The 24,955-nt window shown below is 51.8% G+C and carries 21 protein-coding genes, 2 tRNA genes and 1 other annotated feature; of the genes, 16 read left to right on the top strand and 7 right to left on the bottom strand.

Going from position 1 to position 24,955, the window contains the following annotated elements; all coding sequences use genetic code 11:
* Window positions 1–24 precede the first annotated feature (24 nt).
* Complete coding sequence (locus ACZ2GZ_RS12675; protein WP_214715522.1) at window positions 25–579, top strand: peroxiredoxin family protein; 555 nt, start codon at window positions 25–27, stop codon at window positions 577–579.
* A gap of 41 nt (window positions 580–620) precedes the next feature.
* Here the strand turns inward: ACZ2GZ_RS12675 and ACZ2GZ_RS12670 are convergent, their stop codons facing one another.
* The 4 genes from ACZ2GZ_RS12670 to ACZ2GZ_RS12655 form a co-directional block, all read right to left on the bottom strand.
* The gene (locus ACZ2GZ_RS12670) at window positions 621–827 is read right to left on the bottom strand and encodes a DUF3006 domain-containing protein (protein WP_016508383.1); all 207 of its coding nucleotides are present in this window, start codon (window positions 825–827) and stop codon (window positions 621–623) included.
* 398 nt (window positions 828–1,225) lie between these two features.
* Window positions 1,226–2,026 (bottom strand): MBL fold metallo-hydrolase, encoded by an 801-nt coding sequence (locus tag ACZ2GZ_RS12665; RefSeq protein WP_131472445.1) that lies wholly within the window; start codon window positions 2,024–2,026, stop codon window positions 1,226–1,228.
* Window positions 2,027–2,206: 180 nt separating this feature from the next.
* Window positions 2,207–2,280, bottom strand: a tRNA-Gly gene (locus tag ACZ2GZ_RS12660).
* Window positions 2,281–2,296: 16 nt separating this feature from the next.
* Window positions 2,297–2,370 (bottom strand) — tRNA-Gly (locus ACZ2GZ_RS12655).
* 128 nt (window positions 2,371–2,498) lie between these two features.
* On the opposite strand from ACZ2GZ_RS12655, the gene ACZ2GZ_RS12650 reads away from it, so the two are divergent.
* The 3 genes from ACZ2GZ_RS12650 to ACZ2GZ_RS12640 are packed head-to-tail and all read left to right on the top strand — an operon-like array spanning window position 2,499 to window position 3,825.
* Window positions 2,499–2,858: a hypothetical protein gene (locus tag ACZ2GZ_RS12650; protein WP_021067840.1), complete on the top strand. Its 360-nt coding sequence runs from the start codon at window positions 2,499–2,501 to the stop codon at window positions 2,856–2,858.
* A 2-nt stretch (window positions 2,859–2,860) separates the two neighbouring features.
* Entirely contained in the window at window positions 2,861–3,415 is a 555-nt protein-coding gene (locus ACZ2GZ_RS12645) for a hypothetical protein (protein ID WP_021067839.1), read from the top strand.
* Window positions 3,412–3,825 carry a hypothetical protein gene (locus ACZ2GZ_RS12640; RefSeq protein ID WP_021067838.1) on the top strand — a complete coding sequence of 138 codons (414 nt, stop codon included), beginning with the start codon at window positions 3,412–3,414 and terminating at the stop codon, window positions 3,823–3,825. Before ACZ2GZ_RS12645 ends, ACZ2GZ_RS12640 begins: the two co-directional genes overlap by 4 nt.
* A gap of 42 nt (window positions 3,826–3,867) precedes the next feature.
* Here ACZ2GZ_RS12640 and ACZ2GZ_RS12635 read toward each other — a convergent pair whose 3' ends face one another.
* The 3 genes from ACZ2GZ_RS12635 to ACZ2GZ_RS12625 all read right to left on the bottom strand — a co-directional run bounded on the left by ACZ2GZ_RS12635 (window position 3,868) and on the right by ACZ2GZ_RS12625 (window position 9,642).
* A complete protein-coding gene (locus ACZ2GZ_RS12635; protein WP_470295301.1) occupies window positions 3,868–6,843 on the bottom strand; it encodes an SH3 domain-containing protein in 2,976 nt (991 codons plus the stop codon).
* 161 nt (window positions 6,844–7,004) lie between these two features.
* On the bottom strand, window positions 7,005–7,934 hold the full coding sequence (locus tag ACZ2GZ_RS12630) for an alpha/beta fold hydrolase (protein ID WP_082665788.1): 930 nt from the start codon (window positions 7,932–7,934) through the stop codon (window positions 7,005–7,007).
* Window positions 7,935–7,956: 22 nt separating this feature from the next.
* Window positions 7,957–9,642: a formate--tetrahydrofolate ligase gene (locus ACZ2GZ_RS12625; RefSeq protein WP_214715518.1), complete on the bottom strand. Its 1,686-nt coding sequence runs from the start codon at window positions 9,640–9,642 to the stop codon at window positions 7,957–7,959.
* 242 nt (window positions 9,643–9,884) lie between these two features.
* Between ACZ2GZ_RS12625 and ACZ2GZ_RS12620 the strand changes: the two genes are divergently transcribed.
* The 12 genes from ACZ2GZ_RS12620 to ACZ2GZ_RS12565 all read left to right on the top strand — a co-directional run bounded on the left by ACZ2GZ_RS12620 (window position 9,885) and on the right by ACZ2GZ_RS12565 (window position 24,811).
* Window positions 9,885–10,790: a carbohydrate ABC transporter permease gene (locus tag ACZ2GZ_RS12620; RefSeq protein ID WP_058765715.1), complete on the top strand. Its 906-nt coding sequence runs from the start codon at window positions 9,885–9,887 to the stop codon at window positions 10,788–10,790.
* Window positions 10,787–11,692: a carbohydrate ABC transporter permease gene (locus tag ACZ2GZ_RS12615; protein ID WP_021067833.1), complete on the top strand. Its 906-nt coding sequence runs from the start codon at window positions 10,787–10,789 to the stop codon at window positions 11,690–11,692. Before ACZ2GZ_RS12620 ends, ACZ2GZ_RS12615 begins: the two co-directional genes overlap by 4 nt.
* A gap of 105 nt (window positions 11,693–11,797) precedes the next feature.
* Window positions 11,798–12,039: a binding site (T-box leader), on the top strand.
* Window positions 12,040–12,105: 66 nt separating this feature from the next.
* On the top strand, window positions 12,106–13,089 hold the full coding sequence (asnA, locus tag ACZ2GZ_RS12610) for an aspartate--ammonia ligase (RefSeq protein ID WP_214715516.1): 984 nt from the start codon (window positions 12,106–12,108) through the stop codon (window positions 13,087–13,089).
* Between the two features lie 179 nt (window positions 13,090–13,268).
* Window positions 13,269–14,564, top strand: a complete 1,296-nt coding sequence (locus tag ACZ2GZ_RS12605; protein ID WP_470295300.1) for an ABC transporter substrate-binding protein — start codon at window positions 13,269–13,271, stop codon at window positions 14,562–14,564.
* Window positions 14,565–14,735: 171 nt separating this feature from the next.
* The gene (locus tag ACZ2GZ_RS12600) at window positions 14,736–16,196 is read left to right on the top strand and encodes an MDR family MFS transporter (protein WP_029596060.1); all 1,461 of its coding nucleotides are present in this window, start codon (window positions 14,736–14,738) and stop codon (window positions 16,194–16,196) included.
* Between the two features lie 35 nt (window positions 16,197–16,231).
* A complete protein-coding gene (locus ACZ2GZ_RS12595; RefSeq protein WP_251128739.1) occupies window positions 16,232–17,338 on the top strand; it encodes a PQQ-dependent sugar dehydrogenase in 1,107 nt (368 codons plus the stop codon).
* A 95-nt stretch (window positions 17,339–17,433) separates the two neighbouring features.
* Window positions 17,434–18,747: a M48 family metallopeptidase gene (locus tag ACZ2GZ_RS12590; protein WP_214715514.1), complete on the top strand. Its 1,314-nt coding sequence runs from the start codon at window positions 17,434–17,436 to the stop codon at window positions 18,745–18,747.
* A 107-nt stretch (window positions 18,748–18,854) separates the two neighbouring features.
* Window positions 18,855–20,603 (top strand): sensor histidine kinase, encoded by a 1,749-nt coding sequence (locus ACZ2GZ_RS12585; RefSeq protein WP_131472453.1) that lies wholly within the window; start codon window positions 18,855–18,857, stop codon window positions 20,601–20,603.
* Window positions 20,600–21,307: a response regulator transcription factor gene (locus ACZ2GZ_RS12580; protein ID WP_214715507.1), complete on the top strand. Its 708-nt coding sequence runs from the start codon at window positions 20,600–20,602 to the stop codon at window positions 21,305–21,307. The genes ACZ2GZ_RS12585 and ACZ2GZ_RS12580 overlap by 4 nt, the downstream gene beginning before the upstream one ends.
* 15 nt (window positions 21,308–21,322) lie before the next feature.
* Entirely contained in the window at window positions 21,323–22,036 is a 714-nt protein-coding gene (gene deoD, locus ACZ2GZ_RS12575; protein WP_029596056.1) for a purine-nucleoside phosphorylase, read from the top strand.
* 141 nt (window positions 22,037–22,177) lie between these two features.
* The gene (locus ACZ2GZ_RS12570; RefSeq protein WP_029596055.1) at window positions 22,178–23,335 is read left to right on the top strand and encodes an MFS transporter; all 1,158 of its coding nucleotides are present in this window, start codon (window positions 22,178–22,180) and stop codon (window positions 23,333–23,335) included.
* Between the two features lie 90 nt (window positions 23,336–23,425).
* Window positions 23,426–24,811, top strand: coding sequence for an aldehyde dehydrogenase (locus ACZ2GZ_RS12565; RefSeq protein WP_021067819.1), 1,386 nt, complete (start codon window positions 23,426–23,428; stop codon window positions 24,809–24,811).
* Window positions 24,812–24,955 lie beyond the last annotated feature (144 nt).

The raw sequence follows: 24,955 nt of genomic DNA, 5'->3' as shown, positions 1-24,955 counted from the left end.
AGTCCACAGAACAAGGGGTAAATCATGCGATTTCATAAACTAGCAATCAGTCTCATCATGGCCGGCCTCATCGGAGGATTGGCTTATAAAGGTTACGACGAGTACAAGACGAGTCAAGCGAGTGAGCCGACGGTCGAAGTCACCACGGACGACGGCGTGCTCGGCGGTCTTGAAGTCGGACAGCGGGCGCCACAGTTCGAGCTCGAGACGACGGAGGGGCAGCCGGTGTCCCTCGCCGACTATGAAGGGCAACAAGTCATCCTGAACTTTTGGGCGACGTGGTGTCCACCGTGTCGGGAAGAGTTGCCAGAGTTGATTGAATTCGGCGAAGATACAGGCATCCCTGTGCTCGGAGTGAATGCGACGAAAAACGAGCGGCTCGGTAAACGAGACGTCGATGCGTTTTTACAGGAAGTGCCGGTCAGTTTCCCGATCCTATTGGACGAGACGGGGACGGTGGAGAAGACGTATCGTGTCGTCGCGCTCCCGACCACCTACGTAATTGGGCCAGACGGCATCATCACAGCCAAACAAGTCGGACCGGTCGATTTCGACTGGCTGCATGACCGAACGAAATGAACGGACAAAGACAGACTGGAAAGAAACCGGTCTGTCTTTGTCTACTTTTTATAATGTTGTTTAATCAGCGCATCGAAATTGGGTGTCATGTCTTCTTCGAGATAGTAATGGTGGTTATCTCGAATGATGGTATCGCCAACACGTGCTTCTGATGGCAAGAATCGTCTTGGGATAAAGCTCGAGCCGTTGTTCCAACGTAACACGGCATACTTCCCTTCGACCCGCACCAACGTGCCATACTTGATCATGCCTCTTCCTCCTCAACGAACAGCTTTCTGTCTCTTTTATTCTTATAGAGTGTATTCCCACATTCCACAAAACCTACACATATTTGCGCAAGGCTAGACAAGCAAAAGTAAAAACAGAAGCATGACAGAATTGTGAAGAAACTTTGAAGAAAACGCTTTCTTTTTGAATTATTTTCTTCTATAATGAAGGCACGGGGTGATTATGACGAATTTGTGAACAATGGGGGTATGGTCAATGTTTTCATCAGCTATGATTGGATTGCTCGCTGTCACCGGCGTGACCATTTATGGGATTGACCGTATGTTCACGGTCCGTTCAGAACGCGTCACAAAGAAATAGGTCTACATAATAGGGGGGGGATCGCAACGTCTTGGGGAGACGTTGCGATTTTTTTGTGTTAATAATCTTGTTGCCGCGACTCGCGATCTTTTGCTTTTTGCTCGACATGCTTCCGATTACGTTCATGGACGCGTTGGAAGAAAGCGTGTTCGGGCCAATGCGGAGACCAGACGCGTTCTTCTGGCAAGGCGAGGATATATTCTTCGGCGGCGCTCAGTCGCTCCATCATTTTGCTTCGGTCGTCACACAAGTCGCCGTGGCCAGGAATGAGCCACCGAATCTCATACTCGTAAATGGCAGCTTGAAGTTTCTGCAACGACGTCAAATACGCCTCGGCATCGTCTTCGATGAACGGGGGCTCGATATTGGAGGCATAATCGCCACACACGAGCAGACGTAACGGCTCGACGATTAAAGACATGTGGGTCGACTCATGACCGGGCGTCAATAGGAACGTGATGGGCGTAGAACCGAGGGCGAGGGTACCATCTTCCGAAATCATAATATCAACAGCAGGTTTGACAATGGGACGATCGATGTAATACTGTTCGTAGAACGATTGAATCTCATCTAGCTGAGAACTCGCATCCGTCTCGACGAACGCTTGAGACGCGATGACGGTGGCATCAGGGAACGCATAAGCCCCGATGATATGATCATAGTGCTGATGCGTATAGATGACGTACAGCTTTTTCCCCCGGCGTCGTAATTCGACGTCCCGGCGAATCGTGGCGATTTCTTCAGGCAACCAGGTCGGATCAATCACAATCAAGCTCTCGTTCGTCTCAATCAACGTCGATGTCGTGCGCATCAAAGCACTCTCGTATACGGTGAACGGTTGAAGACGTACTTGAATCACAGGAATCCCTCCTTCTTGTCTTCCATCCTTTTCCCGAATTAACGTCATTTAAGCGTTGTTGAATTCGGTGCTATTATGCTGAAAAACAAAAAAAGCAGAACGTCGAATGACGTTCTGCTTGTTGCACGGGACACCGTGCGGTTATGTGTGCGAGCAAATTCTCGCGTATATGTCGGTAATTGGAGCGGGTGAAGAGAATCGAACTCTCGTCATCAGCTTGGAAGGCTGAGGTTTTACCATTAAACTACACCCGCATATGAAATTTTAAAATGGAGCGGGTGAAGAGAATCGAACTCTCGTCATCAGCTTGGAAGGCTGAGGTTTTACCATTAAACTACACCCGCGAAACGCTTAACGTTACGGTAATATAATAGCACAGGATTTTAGCTTTGCAAACCCTTTTTTGAAAAAACATTGGTTGTTGCGGCTAGGTCGTCTTGCTAAGATAATAGAGGAGAGGAGTGGATGGGGCATGAGTGAGCGTAAATCCTATTTACAGATGATGAGCGAAGGGTTTCGGATGATGAAACAATCCAAACAACTCAACCACGAGACGAAGCTTCGCCAATGGATGTTCTCGATTAATCGCGAGTCGGACTGGCAGGTGATTCTTCGAACGGAACGATTGAAATGGATCGGCCCGGCGACGAATGAGTTCATCGTCGAACCGCTATCCGTTCAAATTGGGGCACTTCAGCTCACGCGTCATCTCGAAACGAACGAAGTACGTTTGAAGATCGAGGAAGAATGGGGAATTGAAAGTAAGGTCGTCTGTGACGACAAGGAGTGGGAACGATTCGTCGCGTCGCTCAAACAATTGAAGGGGGAGTAGTCGTGAGTCGAGAAAGGCTATATCGGATTGAAGCGGAAGCTCGGGGCAGTGCCTGGCGAGCCCGTGTATTGACCGGCATCCAACGATTCCGCTTTTTTAAAGGGGAATTGCTCGCACCGACTGAACGTCCTTATGTCGTCTTGAGCATCTCACAAGACAAGCAGGCACTCCCCGATTTGATTGAGACGGATATGGGAGTGTTGCTCATCCATGAACGAATCGGTCCAATTTTTATGAACCTATGCCCATACGATATTCAGCTTGTTCGAGTCGAGTTGCACACGAGCACCGGGAAGACGGATCAATATTGCGCGCTCAATGTATTGCGTCGCTTCGAGATTGAGCATCTCGAAGATTCAGGCGAATATCGACCGTTAGACCCGGACCGACTCTATTTTTTATCACATCAAACCGTAAGATTGAACTTATTCGGGCACATGATTGCCCAAGACCAAAACAGTCAACGTCTTTACGTGACCGAGCGCCTCAAATATGCGCTCCAAGCGAAGATGGTGACAGGTCTAGCATTTAAGAAGACGAAGGAGCAAACAGCATGAAGGAATACGAGATTGACGGTTGGATCCGTCTATCCTACCCAGAACACTTTGAATACAATGAAGAAGAAGACCATGTCAGCTTTTATTCGGTAGAAGCCGACGCCCAAGGGACGCTTCAGATGTCCATCTATGAAGCCGAGGAAGAGCAAGCGCCGAGCGACGCGGCTCTCCAAGAGTTGAACACATTTTTAGGCGAGTTCCCGATTGACGTCAAAGTCGCCCCGAGCGTCACGACGGAGGCAGGCGGTATGACGACGGCCTATGCGAGCGGAATCGAGGACGGGATGCATCTCGACGTCTGGTCACTCACAGACGGGAAACGACTCCTGTTTTTGACGTACGTCGCCGATGAAGTGACGAATGAAAAAGTAGAGATTGAATCGATTATCGACTCCATTGAATGGACATAACAAGAGACACGCGCCAAAGTCGGCTGCGTGTCTCTTTGTGTCTTACTGGAATTTTGGAACTTCGAAGTAAAGCGTGTAGGCGTCGAGCTGTTGATACATGTTGTAGATGTTGGCGGTTTGTTTCGTCGCCCAAGCGATATCCGTGGCATATTGCATCGTCCCAGGATTTGATGGATTAAAGCGCATTTTATAGAGCGTGTTCTGTTTCCGGCTCGGGTTGTTAATATACGAATCCCCGATGAACTTGGCACCGCCGATGATGGCGGCTTCCGGTGTGAACCAACCTTCTTTATAAGCGCGCTCAGCCCCTTTGACGTGGGCGTTCCCGTCAATCGCACCGATTCCGTACATATTGTAGACGGTCTTCGGTGTGACGGCCTTGCCGTCGACGCTCGAGACAACTGTCCCGGTGGCGAGGGCGGACGTCCCATGACCGGTTTCAAGCAATGCATGCGACAATAGGTAAATTTCGTTGACGTTGTGCGTACGTGACGCATCGATGAACGCTTGACCGCGTCCATCTAAAATCCCTTTACCGACGAGCGACTTGTTCAAGACAGGTGCCGTCAAATCGGCCCCCTTCGACAAATCGAGGAACTGGAAATATTCCCGTGACGTCGTGGCGAACGAAGACGGTGACACGTGACGTGTGATTTCCTCATCCGTCGCAAGACGCCAAGACCGGTCATAGACGCGAATGTTGTATCCACTCGGGCGATAGTAGCTGATTGTGTAATATTGACCGAGCTCACCAGTGATGCTCACCGTCTCACCTGGGTTGAGCACCCCGAACGAGTGAGCTGTCATAGAAGCGTCTTTCAATACCTTGACATTACCAGCGACGTTGGCGGCGCTGACGTATCCGGTCAGTAGACCCGATTTTACTTGATACCAAGTCGTCGAACCGACTTTTTGTGTGCCGAGGTACTCAAGTTTCGTATTCGTCGACAAGCCGCCCAAGTTTGCTGCGGCTGTTGAAGCGGTTGCCTTCAAATATTGGAATGAAGTCGTCATGAGTTCCGTCGAACTGATCGTCCCTGTCGTGGCGGTCGGTGTCGCGCGAGTGATATACGCTTTCGGTACATAGGCGTTCGCAGCCCGGAAGGCGTCCGACTGGGCGAACACGTTGCGTTGCGTCGTCACCATCGATGCGAGCGTGTATGGATAGGCCGTTTCGGTGATGACCATTTCCTTACTGCCGGCGACAGGCGGTGTGTACGGTTTCGTATACATGAGGGAGATGTACCCTTTCACGAGCGAGCCGTTGACGAGATATGAGATGACCCCCCAGTCGCTACCGACGATTGGCTTCACTTTGACGACCGTCCCGTTCGCGAGCGTCCCGATGACGGCGCCATCAACTGCTTTATTGCGCACGTTCAGCGTCCCGTTGTTCGCGACGACGACCTCGACTTCACGTTCTGATTCGAGCTGTTCTTCTGGCACTGGCGGCTTGTCCGCAAAGTAACTCGCGGTCGCATAGCCCGTGAGCGAGCCGTATTTGATTTTATACAACGAGCTGGTCAATCCGGCCTCAGAAATTTGCTGAACTTTTGTCCCTGTCGGAATGACTGCGATTTTTGTTTTCGGTGATGCCGACCGGTCATAGAGGACGACTCGTTGCGTCGTGTAGTAATCTGTCACGACAATCACCTCCGGTTTTTCGACTGAGAAGTGACGTGAAGCGGCATAACCGGTTTTCCCGTCATAGCGGACTTTGAACCATGAGCTCGATAATCCGCTTTGAGAGATTTGTTCGATTTTTGCACCGAATGGAATCGTATCGATTTTCGTTGCGCCCGAGGCGGACGAACTGTACATCGCTACGTTCCGAATCGCGTAATAAGGCTTGATGACAATCACTTCTGGTGGTGTCGTCGAGAAGTTGCGAGCTGCGGCATAGCCGGTGACACCGTCATACTCGATTTTAAACCATGAGCTCGCGAGTCCAGCATCCGATACTTGTGTCACTTTACTGCCGGCGCGGATGGTCCGGAGACGATCTGCACCCGAGGCAGACGATTTATACAAGACGAGATCGCGAGCGGCGTAATAAGGCGTTCGTACGACGACTTCCGGCTTCGTCTTCGAGAAGTTACGGGCTGCGGCATAGCCGGTGACGCCATTGTAACGAATCTTGAACCAGGACGAACTGAGTCCTGCCATTGCGATTTGTTCGACTTGGGCCCCCGAAGGGATGGTCGCGATTTTCGTCGCGCCTGAGGCCGAACTGTTATAAAGGGCGACGTTTGTGATTGAAAAATAAGGCGTCGTCGTTTCAGGCGTCGACGTATCTGGAGTCAATAGTGACGTCGAGAAGTTACGGGATGGAGCGTAGCCGATTTTCGTGCCATATTGGATTTTAAACCATGAGCCGGTCGCGCCGAGTGAGGCGAGATGCGTCACTTTGGCACCAGCCGGAATCGTCGCGAGTTTCGTCGCGCCCGAACCGGTCGAGTTGTATAGCACTGCTGTCTTGTTCGCGTAATACGGTGTTTCGACAGGAGCCGACGGCGTAAAGTATCGAGCTACGACGTAGCCGGTGTACTTGCCGTACGTCACTTTCATCCATGAACCGGTTGCGCCATGCGAAGAGATATAAGTGACGGTCGCGCCTTTCGGGATGGTCGTCAAGACGGTGGCAGACGTCGATGTCGATGAGCGCAAGTTGACGTTCGCATCAGCCTTGTAAGCAGACGTCGCCGTCGTCGAGGCGGTCGTCGCCGTTTTCGTGACGGTCGATTTGAGTGTCAAATAAGTCGACGACACGTAGCGCTTTTCACCTTCGAATTCAATTTGAGCCCAGTTGTCGTTCGTCGTATACACTTGAACGGTTTCGCCTTCGGTCAATTTCCCGACAATATCCGAAGTGGTAGATGTGGCGGAACGAACATTTAAAATCGATGTATTCACTGTTCCTTCGTATGTTGCTGCATATGAATGAGCGGGGACGAGCGTACTCAACACCGTGCTAGAGATGAGGACGGCCGTGCTCAATCGTGTGATCGTTGGCTTCAATGTGTTACCCCTTTCGGTGAATACGTATCAAAATATGTGTATTCTTTTAGTGTGCGGTCTAAGTATAGCGCACTTAAAAATTGGAAAGAAGAATCTAAATTACAAAAAAGGTAAATGAATTAGAATCCTATTGTATGATTTTGGTAAAAGAAAAGAACCTCCTAGGAAATGGAGGTTCTTTTTGCGATTCGTATCGTTTGATGCATCCAGTCGCCGATGTCCGTCCAGATGTCTTGGCGTTGGCGCTCACGAAGCACTTCGTGGCGAGCCTGATCATAAGACAGCACGGTCAATTCGATGTCGGCGGCCTGATGTTTGCGGACGATTCCGGAGAGTCCTTCTCCGTCATGTACGACCGGGTCATCGGCACCTACGACGAACAAAATTGGTAGTGTTTTCGGATGTTCTTGTATCCGGGCGGCAGAGGTCACATCGAGTGACGCTTTTGCTACCTCGTGTAAATATCCGAGCGTCGGAATCCCACCACAGTCCGGGTCGTTCATATAGGCGATCACTTCCTCGGGGACACTAGAAATCCAATCGCTCTCGGTCGTGGCGGGTAAGAATTTCAAGTTATATCGTCCGAACAACAAGCGTTCGAATAAACGGGATTCATGGGTGCTCCCTTTAAACCGAATGGCCAAATCGATCGCATACAGTCCGGCACGTCCAATCAATCCAGAATGCGGGGGCGGGGAAACGGCGATGACACCCGCCAATCGATGACCTAACTGTTGACCGAGTCGACGCGCGAGCAACGAGCCGAAACTATGGCCGAGGACGACGGTCGGCAATTCATCTTGATAGTGATCGAGGAGCGAGATGGCGTCGTCGACCATTTGATCAAATCCTTCGTGTGGAGATAGATGAGCGTAAGTGGACTGGGTTCGGGCCAAAGAACCGGCGCCGCGAAGGTCGCACAAAAACACATTAAAACCAATTTCTGACAAAAAATCAGCGAATTCGACATAACGTTGATGATGTTCAAGCATCCCATGGAAAATGAAACAATTTCCAATCGGTTGTCTGGCCTTGACGTGCAATAGTTGTGTCCGGTATCCGTCCGCATACGTATGTTCCGTGACGTCCATCCCTATCCCTCCGTTGTCTTGATTAGAATAAGCCAATCGCTTTCCCAGTCTCATCAATCCCCATATTCAAGGCGGCCGGTTGTTTCGGCAGACCCGGCATCGTCAAGACGTTACCTGTCAAGGCGACGAGGAAGCCAGCGCCGACCGACGGTTTCAACTCTCGCACCGTCACGGTGAAGCCGTGTTGGTATCCGAGTTTCGTCGGGTCATCCGAGAGCGAGAACGGCGTCTTCGCCATACAAATCGGCAAGCTCTGCCAGCCGTTCGCTTCGATTTGTGCCATCTGTTTTTTCGCGGTTGCGGTAAAGGTGACGTCGGCCGCTCCATACACTTCACGGGCGATCGTCAAAATTTTCTGTTCGATGGAATCGGTTAACGCATAGAGCGGGGTAAACGCACTCTCATTCGACTCAATCGTGTCGATGACGGCCTCGGCGAGGGCACGACCGCCTTGTCCACCATTCGACCACACTTCACTGAGCGCCACTCGAATGTGGTTCGCTTCACACCAATCGAGGACGGCCGCCAACTCTTCGGCTGTATCCGAATTGAATCGATTGAGGGCGACGACGGTCGGCAAACCGAGTTTCCCCATCGTCTCGACATGTTTGGCGAGAAGTTTTAACCCGTTTCCGACAGCTCCGACGTTCTCGACGTGGAGTTGGTCTTTGGCGACACCGCCATGCATTTTCAAAGCACGGACTGTTGCCACGAGAACGACGGCGTCCGGGGTCAATTTTCCGATGCGTGACTTGATATGACAGAATTTCTCGGCGCCAAGATCGGCTCCGAAACCAGCTTCGGTGACGACATATTCACCGAGCTTGAGCGCGGTTTTCGTCGCAATCAATGAGTTGCATCCGTGCGCGATATTGGCGAACGGACCACCATGAACGAGGGCTGGTGTCTGTTCAAGTGTTTGCACCAAGTTCGGCTTGAACGCTTCTTTCAATAGCAGTGTCGCGGCACCGGCCGCACCGATTTGTTCGGCCGTGATCGGCTCATTGTCCCGATCGTATGCGACGACGATTCGCTTGATGCGTGCCTCGAGGTCAGTCAACGAATCGGCGAGACAGAGGATGGCCATGATTTCAGACGCGACCGTGATATCAAAGCCGTCTTCACGAGGTACGCCATGGGCACTGCCGCCAAGGCCAATCGTCACGTGACGGAGCGCCCGGTCATTCAAGTCGAGCACACGTTTCCAGACGATTTTCCGGACATCGATGCCAAGGTCGTTCCCTTGATGGAGATGATTGTCGAGCATGGCGCTAATCGTGTTGTGGGCCGCGGTGATAGCGTGCATGTCGCCTGTAAAGTGAAGGTTGATGTCTTCCATCGGCAACACTTGGCTGAATCCTCCGCCGGCGGCACCGCCTTTTAAGCCCATTGTCGGCCCGAGCGACGGTTCTCGCAAACAGACGATCGCTTGTTTGTCGAGTTGGTTGAGCGCTTGGCCGAGCCCGACGGTCACGGTCGACTTTCCTTCACCGGCTGGAGTCGGATTGATTGCCGTGACGAGAATGAGCTTCCCGTCTTCGCGAGTCGCCATCCGATCGATGACGTCGAAGGATAACTTGGCTTTATATTTCCCGTATAGGTCGAGGTCATCTTCTTGTAAACCGAGCTTTTCCGCAATCTCTTTGACGGGCAACATCTCGGCTTGTTGGGCAATCGTTAGGTCGGATAACGGTTTAATCGTCGTCATGTATAAAATCCCTCCACTTTCGAACATTGTAATCGGTTTATTTCATTTCATTCGTGAATCGACTTAGAATCAAGGTTTAATTCTTCATTCAGGAAGACTCGTTCGTGTTGTCATTGAGTTTATCATAACGCATCGTCTCGTATAATTCACCCATTGAGTGCAATATATTCCACCCTTTCCGTCAAATGTATCCGTTTTCATTTTGGTTGTTTGAAGGTAAGTTGATAGTGGAGGCGATGAACATGACAGAAACACCAAAACAACACAAGCGAAGACGAAATTGGAAGAAACCAGCGAGTTTTATTGCATTCGTCGGTCCGGCCTTTTTGGCGTTTGTGGCGATTGTGCTCATACCGTTCATAAACGGGATTTATTACAGCTTCACGGATTGGAACGGTGTGACGGGTCAGTTGAACGTAGTCGGGTGGGACAATTATCAGCGGATTCTATTCGAGGATGAACAGTTCCGCGCTTCGTTCTGGATTACGACGAAATACACGATTGTGGCCGTCATCTTGACGAACATCGTCGGTTTCTTACTGGCCTTACTGTTGACGATGAACATTAAGACACGCAATATCCTGCGCACCGTCTTTTTCATGCCAAACTTGATTGGCGGGCTCATTCTCGGATTCATTTGGCAGTTTATCTATGTGAAGGGCTTTGAATCAATTGGGGCACTGACCGGATGGAGTTTGTTCGAACTGCCGTGGCTCGGTGACGCCCAGACAGCCTTTTGGGGCATCGTCATCGTCGCCATCTGGCAAGGCGGAGGCTACGTCATGGTCATCTACATCGCAGCGCTTCAAAACGTGCCGACGGATTTGCTGGAAGCAGCCAAAATCGATGGGGCAAATCGATTGAAGATGTTGCGTCACATCACGTTACCGATGATTATGCCGTCGATCACCATCTGTCTGTTTTTGACGATCTCCTGGTCGTTCAAAGTGTTCGACACGAACTTGTCGCTCACGAACGGAGGCCCATTCAAATCGACAGAGATGCTCGCCTTGAACATCTATACAGAATCGTTCGTGAATAATAATTACGGGCTCGGCTCGGCGAAAGCGGTCATCTTCTTCCTTGTCGTCGCGGCGATTACCGTCACTCAAGTCTATTTGACGAAAAAGCGGGAGGTGGAGGCATGACGACAGAAAAAATTGAACGCATCGAAGCGAAGGTCGATTCATCTCCCCAGCGATTGCTACCGCAAAAACCGCTGCGGGCGGGTGGATATACGGCCGGTCTCGGTCTCGTCGAACTGGTGGCGATTCTACTTGGACTGTTATATCTCGTCCCGTTCTATTACGTCATCGTCAACTCGTTCAAATCAATTGCCGAGATTTACACGAACACGTCTGCCTTGCCGAGCGTCTGGCTCGCGTCGAACTATACAGAAGCCTGGGAGGCGATGAACTACGGACGCGTCTTCTTGAACTCGCTTCTCATCACGGCCGGGGCGAACCTTCTTATCGTGCTGTTCACCTCGATGGCGGCCTGGAAGCTCGTCCGGACAAAACATTGGATTTCGACCGTCATCTTCTTCTTGTTCGTCGCGGCGATGGTCATCCCGTTTCAGTCAATCATGATTCCGCTCGTGAAAGTGTCGAGCCTGCTCGGTCTTTTAAACAGTCATTGGGGACTGATGGTCATGTATCTCGGCTTCGGGTCTGGTATTTCGGTATTCTTATATCATGGCTTCATGAAGTCGATTCCGGAAGAGATTGAAGAAGCGGCCATCATTGACGGTTGCTCGACGTGGGGCGTGTTTTGGCGAATTGTCTTCCCGCTCCTCAAACCAATCACGGTGACAATCGTCATCTTGAACAGCCTTTGGATTTGGAATGACTTTCTCTTACCTTCACTTGTCCTCCGAGACATCGAGCTGCGGACGATTCCGCTCGCGACGTTCTATTTCTTCGGACAATATACAAAACAATGGGATTTGGCACTTGCTGGTTTAGTCCTTGGGATCGTTCCGCTCCTCGTCTTTTTCTTCGGTATGCAAAAGCATATTATCAAAGGGATTACGAGCGGCTCGATCAAATAACCCTGCCCAAGGGATCTCCCCCGTCCGCTACACGGGGGAGAAATTTTTTTGAAAAAGTGGTTGACATTCGTCTGAATATTGATAATAATTGGGTCAATTCAATTGTGAACGACATTGAAAGGACGAGTACACAGAAGACGTAAGCAAAGCGAGCCGGGGAAGGTGAGAGCCCGGACTGAAATCTCTGTCGAAGAACCTCCTGGAGTCGCTACCCGAACGCTTTGCAAGTAGACGTAGCCGGACTGTTCCCCGTTATCGGAACTACGAGATGTTCGTCTCGAAAAAGTGAGTAGATTCGTCTACTAATTTGGGTGGCACCGCGGAGCTTGAAGCCTTCCGTCCCATAGTCCATGGGATTGGAGGGCTTTTTTCTATTGCTCCATCCCGAAATCCCACAATTGGAGGAAGAAAACATGACAACAACAGCAATGAGCAAGATGAAGGAAAAACAACAGGCGATTACAGTAGTGAAGGCGACATTCGAAGACAAGTTCAGCACGGCGCTCGGACTCACACAAGTTCAGGCACCACTGTTCGTCACATCGGCGAGCGGTGTCAACGACCACTTGAACGGTGTCGAACGCATCATCCAGTTCGATACGCAGTATCCAGGGCATGAACTCGAAATCGTTCAGTCGCTCGCGAAGTGGAAACGTGAAGCGCTCGGCCGCTACGGGTTCGAAGTCGGTGAAGGGTTGTACACACAGATGCGCGCCATCCGTCGGGATGAAGAACTCGACGCGACACACTCACTCCACGTCGATCAATGGGACTGGGAACGTGTCATCGCTCGTGAACACCGGACGACGGAGTACTTGAAGGCGACGGTCGAATCGATTTACGCGGCGCTCCGCGAGACAGAACAGACGGTCGAATCGATGTACGGGATTGAGGCGATCTTGCCAAAGTCGATTCATTTCTTGACGAGCCAAGAGTTAGAAGACCTTTACCCAGACCTCACGCCAAAAGAGCGTGAGCACGCGATTTGTAAAGCGTACGGTGCGGTCTTCCTCTCGCAAATCGGCGGCGCACTCGCTTCGGGCGATAAGCACGACGGTCGCGCGGCTGACTATGACGACTGGTCGCTCAACGGCGATATCCTCGTCTGGCACCCGGAACTCGAATCGGCGTTTGAACTGTCATCGATGGGAATTCGTGTCGACGAGACAGCGCTTGCCGAGCAGTTGGTGACAGCCGGAGCTGAAGACAAACGCAAGTACCCGTTCCACCAAGCGGTCCTCGAAGGACGTCTCCCGCTTACAATCGGGGGCGGCATCGGGCAATCGCGTGTCGCCATGTATTTGCTTCGTGCTCGTCACATCGGTGAAGTCCAATCTTCGGTCTGGCCGAGTGAGATGATCACAGCATGTGAAGAAGCTGGAATCAGCCTGTTGTAATTATATAGAAGAAACTAAAACCAGGACTTTCTTTTCAATAAGAAAGTCCTGGTTTTCTGTGCAACATTTTCCACCCTACACGTCAATTTTGACACCTACATAATGGAAGCGTTTTCATCTAAAGTTAGGGTGTACCGAATGTTGAAGGATTGTCGACTCTATACTTAGGAGGAAGCGAAATGAAACGTAAATGGAGATTATCAACTGCCGTCATGACGGCAGGTATGGTATTGACGCTTGCGGCCTGTGGCGGCGGGTCGCTTACGGAAGATGAAGGATCGAACGATGCGAACGCGGATAACGGGGACAAGCAAGACGTCACGTTGAACGTCTTCCAGTTTAAAGCGGAAATCGCCAAAGATCTTGAAGCGATGGCGAAAGAATACGAGGAAGAGATGGGCGTCAAAGTGACCGTTCAAACGGTCGGCGGCGGAGCCGATTACGGCGCTGCGCTCAAGTCACAGTTCGCGTCAGGCAACGAGCCGGACATCTTCAATAACGGCGGGTTCACTGAAGCTCAGACATGGAAGGACAAATTGGAAGATTTGTCAGGCGAGAAGTGGGTCGGGGATTTGACGGAAGTGGCCAAGGAACCGATGACGATGGACGGAAAACTGTACGGGATGCCGATGAACTTGGAAGGATACGGCTTCATCTACAACAAGGAGCTGTTCGAGAAGGCGGGCATCAGTGAGTTGCCGAAGACGTTGTCTGAGTTGACGGATGCGGCTGAGAAGTTGGATAAAGCAGGCATCACACCGTTCTCGGTCGGTTATGCCGAGTTTTGGATTCTCGGAATTCACTTGCTCAACATTCCGATGGCGCAACAAGACGACCCGGATGCGTTCATCCAGGCACTCAACGAGAATAAAGAAAAATTTGAGGACAATGAGCAGTTCCAACAATTCTTGAAACTGTTCGACCTCACCATCAAATACGGCAATAAGAACCCGCTCACGACGGACTATAACACGCAAGTCACACAGTTCGCTCAAGGTGAGACGGCAATGCTTCAGCAAGGGAACTGGGCGCAACAGATGATTCTCGACGTGAATCCGGACATTGAGATGGGCTTCGTCCCAATCCCAATCAACGACGACAAAGAGAAGATGGATCGTCTCCCGGTCGGCGTCCCGAACAACTGGGTCGTCAATAAAAACTCGAAGTATAAAGAAGAAGCGAAAGACTTCCTCGAATGGATGGCGACATCTGATACAGGTAAAGATTACATGGTCAACAAATTCAAATTCATTCCGGCGTTCAAGTCGATCGAAGCGAACGACCTCGGTCCGCTTGCTGACGACATCTTGGCTTATTCGAACGAAGGCAAGACGATTTCATGGAACTGGTTCAAGTATCCGGATGGCGCGGTCAACGAGTACGGCGCGTTGATGCAAGCATACGTCGGCGGTCAAAAAACCGGAGACGAGATGCTCCAAGACTTCACAAAAGTATGGGCCGATAAGGCAAAATAACAGCAACACAAGCGGCGAAATGACCCCTTCGCCGCTTGTGTTTTTTAGTCGTGACAAGACCGGGCAGAAGTTGAGGCTTGTCAAACGGGCGTCGCTCGCACAAAATAATAGACAGTTGAAGTGGTGCTCGGAACCTTCCGGCACCGCTATTTTATTGGGGAGATGAAACGAATGAGAAAGAATGTCACGGTCGCATTGTTATTGGCGACTTTTTTAGCGGCGATTGAAGGGACGGTCGTCTCAGTCGCGACACCGGTCATCGCGAGCGAGTTGAATGGGGCCGCCCTCGTGAGTTGGGTGTTCGCAGCCTTCCTGCTGTTCACGGCGGTGTCGACACCGATTTACGGGAAAGTGGCCGACTTGTTCGGGCGCAAGCGGGTCCTATTGTTCGGGATTGGATTGTTCACACTTGCCTCGCTCCTATGTGGCCTCGCCACATCGATGGAGCAATTGATTATCTTCCGGGCGCTCCAAGGGCTTGGCGCCGGGGCGGTATTGCCGATTTCAATGACCATCATCGGCGACTTGTACAAGTATGAGGAGCGCGGCAAGATTCAAGGCATCTTGAGCGCGGTCTGGGGTGTCTCGGGCGTGCTCGGGCCGGTCATCGGCGGGTTCTTGGTCGAGACGTTGTCTTGGCGCTACGTCTTCTTGCTGAACGTCCCGTTCGCACTGTTATCATTCATCATGATCATTGTCTTCTATAAAGAGACGGTGACGGAGACGACGGAGCGAATCGACGTCAAAGGGGCGCTGTTGTTCGCGTTCGGAACGACGGCGTTCTTATATGGATTGATCACGTTCAGCGAGACGAACGTCTGGACGCCATCGATTATCGTCAGTGCCGTGTTCAGTGTCGTGCTGCTCACTAGTTTCTTTTTATCGGAACGGCGTGCGAAAACACCGTTGTTGCCGCTCGATCTGTTGAAACAACCGATTATCGCGTCCATCAATGGTGCCGTCTTCTTCGCAGCATGGGTGCTCGTCTCGATGTCGGCCTATATCCCGATCTGGGCCCAGGCCGTCCTTGGTAAATCGGCGACGGAAGCCGGCTTCATGCTGATGCCGCTCTCGGTCGCTTGGACGTTCACGTCGATTATCGGCGGCCGTACACTTGGCGCGGCCTCGCCACGACGTCGGGCCGTGACGGGAATGAGTCTCTTGTTGATTGGGACAATCATCTTGACGTTGCTCACGCAATCGAGCCCAGACCTGTTCGTCTACCTCGCTGTCGCCATTATCGGCGTCGGGTTCGGCTTGTCGCAACCGATGTTCATCGTCGTCTTACAGACGGTCGTGTCGTATCGTCAACGGGGGACCGCGACAGCGGCGAACTCATTCTTGAGCACTGTCGGTCAGACGCTCGGTGTCGCCGTGTTCGGTGCCGTGTTCAACTTCATCGTCCTGAGCGGCTTCCGTGAGGAGGCTGGGTTAAGCGGTGTGTCACTCGAATCGTTCTTCAATCGGAGTATGACCGAGGCGCTAAACGCGACCGTCCGGCTCCAAGGCGAGCAACTCATCGCCAGCGGATTGAACACCGTCTTCATCGGCGCAGCCTTCGCCGCGTTCATCGCGCTCTTGATTGCGCTGCGATTACCGGTTAGCCCACCGGAACCTTCACGTGACAACTAAAGACACGGTATGATGGTGAAAAGGAGGCGATCACGTTGAAACGATGGATGTTCATCTTGTCGCTCGTATTTGTTGCCGGTTGTGCCTCGGAATCGACCGAGACGCCGGAACCTGAACAGGCACCAGTCGAGGAGTCGACCGAAGAAGCACCGTCTGACACGGCACCTGAGCCGGAAGCAACCGAGCCAGAAGGCGACGTGTCGACCGGTGCAACTGAATCGATCGTCGAGCAGTTAGAGGCGCCGTGGTCAATCGCACGAACCGATGATGGATGGCTCATCTCGGAACGCGGCGGCACGATTGCCGTCATCGATGCAGCCGGGAATCTCGACCGACAACCGGTCATCTTGGAAGAAGACGTGCTTGAAATCGGGGAAGGCGGTCTGCTCGGAATCGCCTTGACCGAAGATTTTGCGACGTCACGCCAACTGTACGCCTATCATACGTACGGGACGCCTGGGAACGTCCAGAACCGGGTCGTCGAGTTGACGTGGGATGGCAATCAGTTTGAAGAGACGGGCGTCGTGCTCGATGAGATTCCAGGGGCCCAGTTCCATAACGGCGGACGGTTGTTGCTCGATGGTGACGTGCTTTGGGTCACGACCGGAGATGCCCTCGTGCCGGAACTGGCGCCAGACGAGACATCGATTGCCGGAAAAGTGTTACGGGTGCCGTTATCGGGAGCGGGCAATCCGACCGATTGGATTTATTCGTCCGGCCACCGCAATCCTCAAGGCTTGGCGAAGGTCGAAGATACGCTCTATGCGAGTGAACATGGGGCGTCCGGTCACGATGAAGTGAATATCCTTGATGAGGGGAACAATTATGGCTGGCCGCTCATCGAGGCGGAGCAGACGCAAGATGGTCTTGAAACACCATGGTTCGAGGTCGGGGAGACGTCGTGGGCACCGTCGGGAATCGTTGCCGATGACCGGTACGTGTATATGGCGACGCTTCGTGGAAATCGTCTCGTCGCCATCGATCGGGAATCACGTGAGGTCATCCCGCTCGTCGAGGATAAAGGTCGCATCCGTGACGTCTGGTTGGAGGACGAAGGACTTTACTTTATCACGAACAATACGGACGGACGTGGCAACCCTCAAAGTGGGGATGATCAACTGATGCGACTACCCCTTAAATAGAAACTGACGAAATTGTCAGTTTCTATTTTTTATGGATTCTTCAACCTTAAATCTTGTATAATGGTTCTCATATGGAAAATGAAGGGGATTATTGCATGAATCAATCAGATATTAAACAATCAGAAGTGGTACTACCGGACAAGAAACCATCCGGCAAGAAACCATCCGGCAAGAAACCATCCGGCAAGAAACCATCCAATCAGATACAAGCGAGCATGGTACATAAGAACGAAACCTTGTATTTTGGCCTGCTCGTCGCCGCTAGCGTGTTGTCGGTGATACTAGGAATCATCTTCACTATTGCCTCACTCGGCATCTTTTTATGGGTGATGGGAACGATTATAACCCTGTCTCTATTCACGCACTGGCTTCAAATCGGATATATTCGCACGAACGGCGTCAAAGTGACCGAACGTCAATTCGCCGACCTGTATCAGACGTATCAGCGTGTCGGACAAGAAATGGGAATTCGCTTACTCCCGGATGTGTACATTCTTCAAGCCGGAGGCGTCTTGAACGCTTTCGCGACCCGTTTCTTCCAAAAGAATATGGTCATCCTGTATTCGGATGTCGTCGAGTTGTCACGTGAAGGGTACGCCAAAGAAGTCGAGTTTGTGATCGCGCACGAGTTGGCACATATTCGCCGTAACCATGTCCAGAAACAATGGGCGATGCTGCTCGGCGGTTGGATTCCGTTTTTAGGATCGGCTTATTCGCGTGCATGTGAGTTTACGTGTGACCGCATGGCCGCCCACCATATTCAAGACGAGACGGCATCAAAACGCGCCCTCACGATTCTTGCCATCGGTGGGAAGTTGGCGAAGGAAGTGAGCGAGTTTGACTACTTATATGAGGCGAGCCGTGAGAACGGATTTATCGCCAAATTGAGCGAGCTGTTATCGACGCATCCGCCGCTCCCGAAACGGATTGCGGCCATTGCGACGAACGCCGGTGAAGCGAACGTTCCGGTCTTCAAGACGGCAGGGTATGTCAAAGGGTCGATTATCGGGACGATTGTGTTGAGCGTCATTGTCAACGTAGCCATCGTCGCCTGGCTGTTCACGAGCGGTGGGTTTACAAGCTTCGCTTCATCACCGTTCAGTGAAGGGTTTGCTGGTGATATGACTGAAGAACCGCTTCAGCAGTTGGTTTATGACAATGCAGGTGCGGACGCGATTCGAGAGGAATTGGCGAACGGCGCGGACGTTAACATGCAAGACAGTTATGGTGATACTCCGCTCCATAACTTGCTGTATAACGATGGACTGGACTACGATTCATTAGTATTGCTGCTCGAAAGCGGAGCCGATGTCACAATCGAGAATGACGATGGGATGACACCAGTCGATGTGGCGAAAGATTGGAGTCACGAATTTGGGATTGTAGAATTGCTACGTTCTTATGAATGAACAACTGGCTCGTCTCTCGAGAAACTGGGAGACGAGTTTTTTTCATGACAGTATTGCAAACGCTTGCATAAGCCGTGATATAATGACAGCGAGGAGGCGATGCGCGCATGAGCATTCGGACGAAGCTGACGGGAATGATCGCATTGACGATTATCGTTCCCGTCATTTTGGCGACGGTCATTTCCTTTTGGTACGTCAAAGACCGGGAGCGAGAACGGGGGCTTCAGCTCACCGAATGGTCGCTTGAGCGAGGCACGCTTCAAATGGAACGGTATGTCTCAGACTTGAGTCGCTTGCCGACAAGTCTGTATGCGAATCGGGATGTGCTCGATATTCTCGAGTACGGCCCGGGACTGTCGCTCGAACAGACTGAACTCGAGGTACGACGGGCGCTGCTCGGGATGTACTTATCCCGTGAGGATGTGGCCCAAATCCAACTGCTCATGCTTGAGGATATGGATTCGTTCGCCGCCTATAAGATGAAAGTGTCCCCGCGCTCGAAACGGCAGCCAAGTGAGATTCAGCAACAACTATTGAAATATGAGGAGAGCCGCGTCCTGCTTGAGGCCTCGCATCCGCTCGTGCCCTATCATGATTTCGGGCCGCTCGTCTCGGAAGAGCAGGTCGTCACACTCCATTTCCGACTCGACAAAATCGAGACGGATCAGCCACTCGCGATATTGTCGATTGATATTCCGGAGGACATCTTCATCGGCCAACTCGCCTCACTACAGAACAATCCGAGCGAGAGCCTCTGGTTCGTCGGGGGAGGCAATCAAGTGTTCGCACAACTCGGTGACGGTGAAATCCCGCAAAATGTATCGACGAACTCGCTGTCGAGCGATGGAAAGCATCATCGGATCGTCAAATCGTTCGAGTTTGAGAACCAGACGTTCTACGTCGGAAAATCGATACCGGATCGATTGTTGACCGAGCCGGCGTCGCGGACGTCGTTCATCATCTTTGTCGTCGGGATGGTGTCGCTCGTATTGGCATTGATTGGGGCGACCTATGCCTCGATGCGTTTGACGACTCCAATCAAGACGCTCACGTCGAACATTTGGCGAATCGAACAAGGGGACATGACGGTCTCATTCGATTCCCTCGGAAATGATGAGTTCGGCGTGCTCGGACGGCAGTTCAAGCGGATGATTGAACGAATCGATGATTTGATTCAACGGGAGTACCGATTGGCGCTCGAGAATCGGACGAATGAGCTTAGGGCGCTCCAAGCCCAGACGAACCCACACTTCCTGTTCAACGCCTTGCAGTCAATCGGGACGCTCGCATTGAAAGGCGATGGCAAGACGGTGTACCGTCTCATCACGCAGCTCTCCTCGATGATGCGCTATACGATGCACCCTGATGAGTCGCTCGTGACGCTAAAGCGAGAAGTCGACCACCTCACGTCCTACATTCGCTTGCAACAAGTCCGGTTCCCGGATCAATTTGAGATTGAGGTCGATGTGCCGGAGCCGCTCCTCGATTTGATTGTGCCGAAGATGATTTTGCAGCCGCTCGCCGAGAACTTTTTCAAGCATGGGTTTGAGCGCGACGGTGCGACAGCGGCCAACCGTTTCTCCGTGCGAATTCATCAGTCGGGACAAAATCTTGTGATTCATTGTGAGAATAGCGGACGCGATCTCTCGGATGAAGAGTTGACGCTATTGAAAGAACGGATCGAGGTATCGACCGAGCCATTGAATGGGGCGGAAGGTACCGGTTTAAAGAACATTCGGGATCGACTCATGTTAAACTATAATCGGGAGGCTCAGTTTATGTTGGCTACACCAGAGACAGGCGGATTTCGTATTGTCATGCGTTTCCCGGCCGTAAAGGAGGCGGATGCGTCATGACGAAAGTGTTGATCGTTGATGATGAGTCGCCGGTACGGGAAGCGGTGAAACTGCTCGGGGAGTGGGAACGGCTCGGCGTCACGAAAGTGATTGAGGCGCAAGACGGGGAAGAAGCGAAACGGATCATCGTCAAAGAACGGCCGGCGTTGATTTTATCGGACCTGCAAATGCCTCGATGTAACGGCATCGAGTTGATGGAGTGGGTCCATGTGGAGGCGGAGACGGCCAAACTGATCGTCTTGACGGGCTATGACGAATATTCGTACATGCGGCGCGCGATCCAGCTAGGCAGTTTCGACTACTTGCTGAAACCGATTGACCCGGATGTCTTGAACGAGACGCTCGCACGTGCCCTCGCCGACGTCATTCCTGACGAAGACGATCCGATTCTACAGATTGGCGCGTTCATCGAACGCCATTATGCGGAAGAACTCAGCTTACAAGGGATGAGCGAGCGCTTTTACTTGAGCCGCGAATACATATCGCGTCGCTTCAAACAGCAGTACGGCGTCAACTTATCCGAATACTTGCTGTCGATCCGGATGCTCGAGGCGAAACGTCTCCTTGAGACGAGTAGACAACGTATTTATGAAGTCGCCCAAGCGGTCGGCTTTTCGGATGATAAGTATTTCCGGAAAGTCTTCAAAAAACAGATTGGTATCACCCCGAATGAATATCGGGAGCAGTGCCAACGACTATCTTGAAGGAGGAATTTAATCATGAGTGTACACATTGGGGCAGAAGCAGGACAAATCGCAGAAACGGTATTATTGCCAGGAGATCCGTTGCGTGCGAAATATATCGCGGAGACGTTCCTCGAGGATGTTGAGTTATACAACGAAGTCCGCGGCATGTATGGCTTCACAGGAACATATAAAGGAAAACGTATTTCCGTTCAAGGGACTGGGATGGGTGTTCCATCGATGTCGATTTACGTGAACGAATTGATTATGTCATACGGCGTAAAAAACTTGATTCGTGTCGGTACGGCTGGCGGAATTCAAGAAGACGTCAAAGTACGTGACGTCGTCATCGCGATGAGTGCATCGAGTGAGATGGCCCAAAACCGGGTTCGTTTCAACGGCATGGACTATGCACCGACAGCGACGTTCGACCTCCTACATCGCGCGTATATGAACGCCGAAAAGGCTGGTATTCCGGTCAAAGTCGGTCAAATCTTCACAGCCGACCAGTTCTACCAGGATGATTTCCACCATTTCAAGAAGTGGGCCGATTTCGGTTGCCTTGCCATCGAAATGGAAGCGGCAGGTCTCTACACACTCGCTGCGAAACACAAAGTGAACGCGTTGACGATCCTCACAATCTCAGACCACTTGTTGACAGGTGAAGAGACGACATCGGAAGAGCGTCAATCGACGTTTGACGAAATGATTCGTGTCGCACTCGATACAGCGGTCGAAGTCACAAACTAATGAACACGCCTTACAGACCACTGGTTTGTAAGGCGTTTTTGTGTCCGCGCGCCTTGTCTTGTATACAAAGTGAAACTGGCAGGCTAGACTGAAGCTGAAACGAACAGTTCCCGTATTGGGCTGGATCAAGGAGTTGTCATCATGAATAAAGCGTCCGCTTTTGTCATTTATAGTATCGTCTTTTTTGCCTTCTTTGATTTATTCGCCCAGCTTCCGGTCATGAGCACGTTTGCGACATCGGTTGGTGCGACACCGTTCATCGCAGGGCTCGTCATCGCCATCTACTCGTTGTCGAATACGTTCGGCAACATTTTATCCGGCATTTGGACCGACCGGATTGGTCCGATCGTCATCTTGCTCGTTGGTCTTGCGCTGTCGAGCCTCAGTCTCTTGTCGTATCATCTCGTCGACACAGCGACGACGCTATTAATTGTCCGGATCGTGCACGGCTTTGTAGCGGGTTTGATTGTCCCAGCCGCGTTCACGTTGTCCGCCAATCTGACCGCCGCGAACCGACAAGGTAAAAAAGTGGCATTGACCGGCAGTTTTGTTGGTTTGGCAGCCATCGTCGGTCCGGCGTTCAGCGGCATCATGGCCAGCCAGACGACCGTGCCGATCGTCTTCACATACGTCGCGCTGTTCGGGGTAGCCGTCGCGCTCCTCGCACTCGTCTTTTTGCGCCCGTCGAAGTTAACGCTTGAACCTTCCCATCGTACAGATGAAGGGACGTCGCGCCTGGAACGAGACGTAGTGAAAGCGTATATCGGCGCCTTCCTCTTGATGTTCTCGCAAGGGGCAATCGCGTACTTGCTTCCCCTTTACGTGCAGGCGCTCGGGTATGACTCTCGTCTGAGCGGGACATTGCTCAGCACGTTCGGTATCATGGCGGTGCTCGTGTTTGTGTTGCCGACGAATCGCCTGTTCGACCAAATCGAACCAGCGAAGCTCGCTGCACTCGGTGTCGGCATTCTCGGTGTGAGCCAACTGTTGATTGGCCGATCAGAGACGTCGCTCCTCTTGTACGCTGTCCTCGCCTTGTATGGCGTCGGGTTCGCTATCTTATTCCCAGCCATCAATACGATGTTGATTAAAGCGACGAATCAGGCCAATCGTGGTAAGTCGTACGGCTATTTTTATGCGTTCTTCTCGCTCGGGACAGTGACGGGCTCGGCATTGTTAGGCTGGCTCTCGATTACGCTGACACAAAAATTCGCGCTGACGGGTGGCATCCTGCTCGTCGCCGGTTTGATATTTGTCGTCATGCAACAAACGAAGAAACGGGACGTGCCTGTCAGATAGGACGGACGCAGATCGAAGGTTCAAAATGGTCGCTGACCGAGTGAAGATGATAAGATGAAGCTAGCGTTATCATCCAAGGGAGGCAGATTTATGCTCGCACCAATCGAACAGTTGACCATTGAAGAGCTCATTCGTAAACAGCGTCGCTTCTTTCGGACGCAAGCGACCAAGTCGCTCGCATTCCGTCTCAGCATGTTGACGTTTTTAAAAGAGTCAATCAAGCATCATGAAGCAGAGATTCTTCAAGCGTTGGAGCAGGATTTGAACAAATCAGAACTCGACGCGTTCACGACGGAGATCGGTTTCGTCTATGACGAAATCACACGGACGACACGTGAGTTGAAGCGTTGGATGCGCCCGAAACGTGTCCGAGGCGCCTCAATCCATCTCGGGACGCAAAGTGAGGTCATGTATGAACCTTACGGAACGGTACTCGTGATCGCTCCGTGGAACTATCCGTTTCAATTGGCGATGGCGCCGCTCATCGGAGCGATTGCCGCAGGCAACACGGCTGTCGTGAAACCTTCGGAATTGACACCGAACGTCGCCCAAATGATCACGAAAGTGCTCGAACGGGCGTTCACCGACCGCTACGTCGTCAGCGTCGAAGGAGATAAGGACGTTGCGACCGAGTTGCTTGCCCAGAAATGGGACCATATCTTCTTCACAGGGTCGACGCCAGTCGGGAAAATCGTCATGGAGGCGGCGGCGAAGCACTTGACGCCCGTCACGCTCGAACTTGGTGGGAAATCACCGGCCATTGTCCATGAAGATGCCAATATCGAGATTGCAGCCAAGCGCATCGCCTGGGGCAAATGGATGAATGCCGGGCAGACATGCGTCGCTCCAGATTACGTCCTTGTCCACGAATCTAAACGAGAGGCATTCCTCGAGGCCATCAAACGGGAGGCCTTCACGATGTTCGGAAACGGCGTCGGGACGAAACGGTTCACACGAATCGTCAATGAGACCCACTTCGACCGCTTGACCGCATATTTGACAGAAGGAGACATTTTCTTTGGTGGCCAGACGGACCGGGACGAATTGAAGATTGCCCCGACCGTGTTGACGGATATCGAAGAGGACGCGAACGTGATGAAAGATGAGATTTTCGGACCGATTCTACCAGTCCTCACGTACCGCCAACTCGACGAAGTGATTGAGTTTGTGTCATCGCGTCCGCATCCGCTCGCGCTCTATTTGTTCACCGAGACGAAAGCCGTGGAGCAGACCGTGATGAAACACCTCACGTTCGGTGGAGGCTGTGTCAATGACGTGCTCATGCATTTGACGAACCCGAACCTGCCGTTCGGCGGCGTCGGCGAGAGCGGGATGGGCTCGTACCATGGACGTTACAGTTTTGAGACGTTTAGTCACGCCAAATCGATTTTACGAAACACGACGAAATTTGATTTACCGATTCGTTATCCGAACTTCAAAGCTGCCGAGAAGTTGATTCGACTCGTCTACCGTTGACCAGACTAGACTGCAGGGAGCCTGCAGTCTTTTTTTGTGGGCAAAGAATAAGAAGATTGTTTGAAATGTCACATACTTTTATGAAACTAGCTACATACCTCTTGTATAATATAGCCATACACATGACGTACGAGACTTAATCAG

The organism is Exiguobacterium sp. KKT215, from assembly GCF_055635335.1.
Note: the sequence above shows the minus strand (reverse complement) of the source record. Positions and strands in the feature narration are given on the sequence as shown.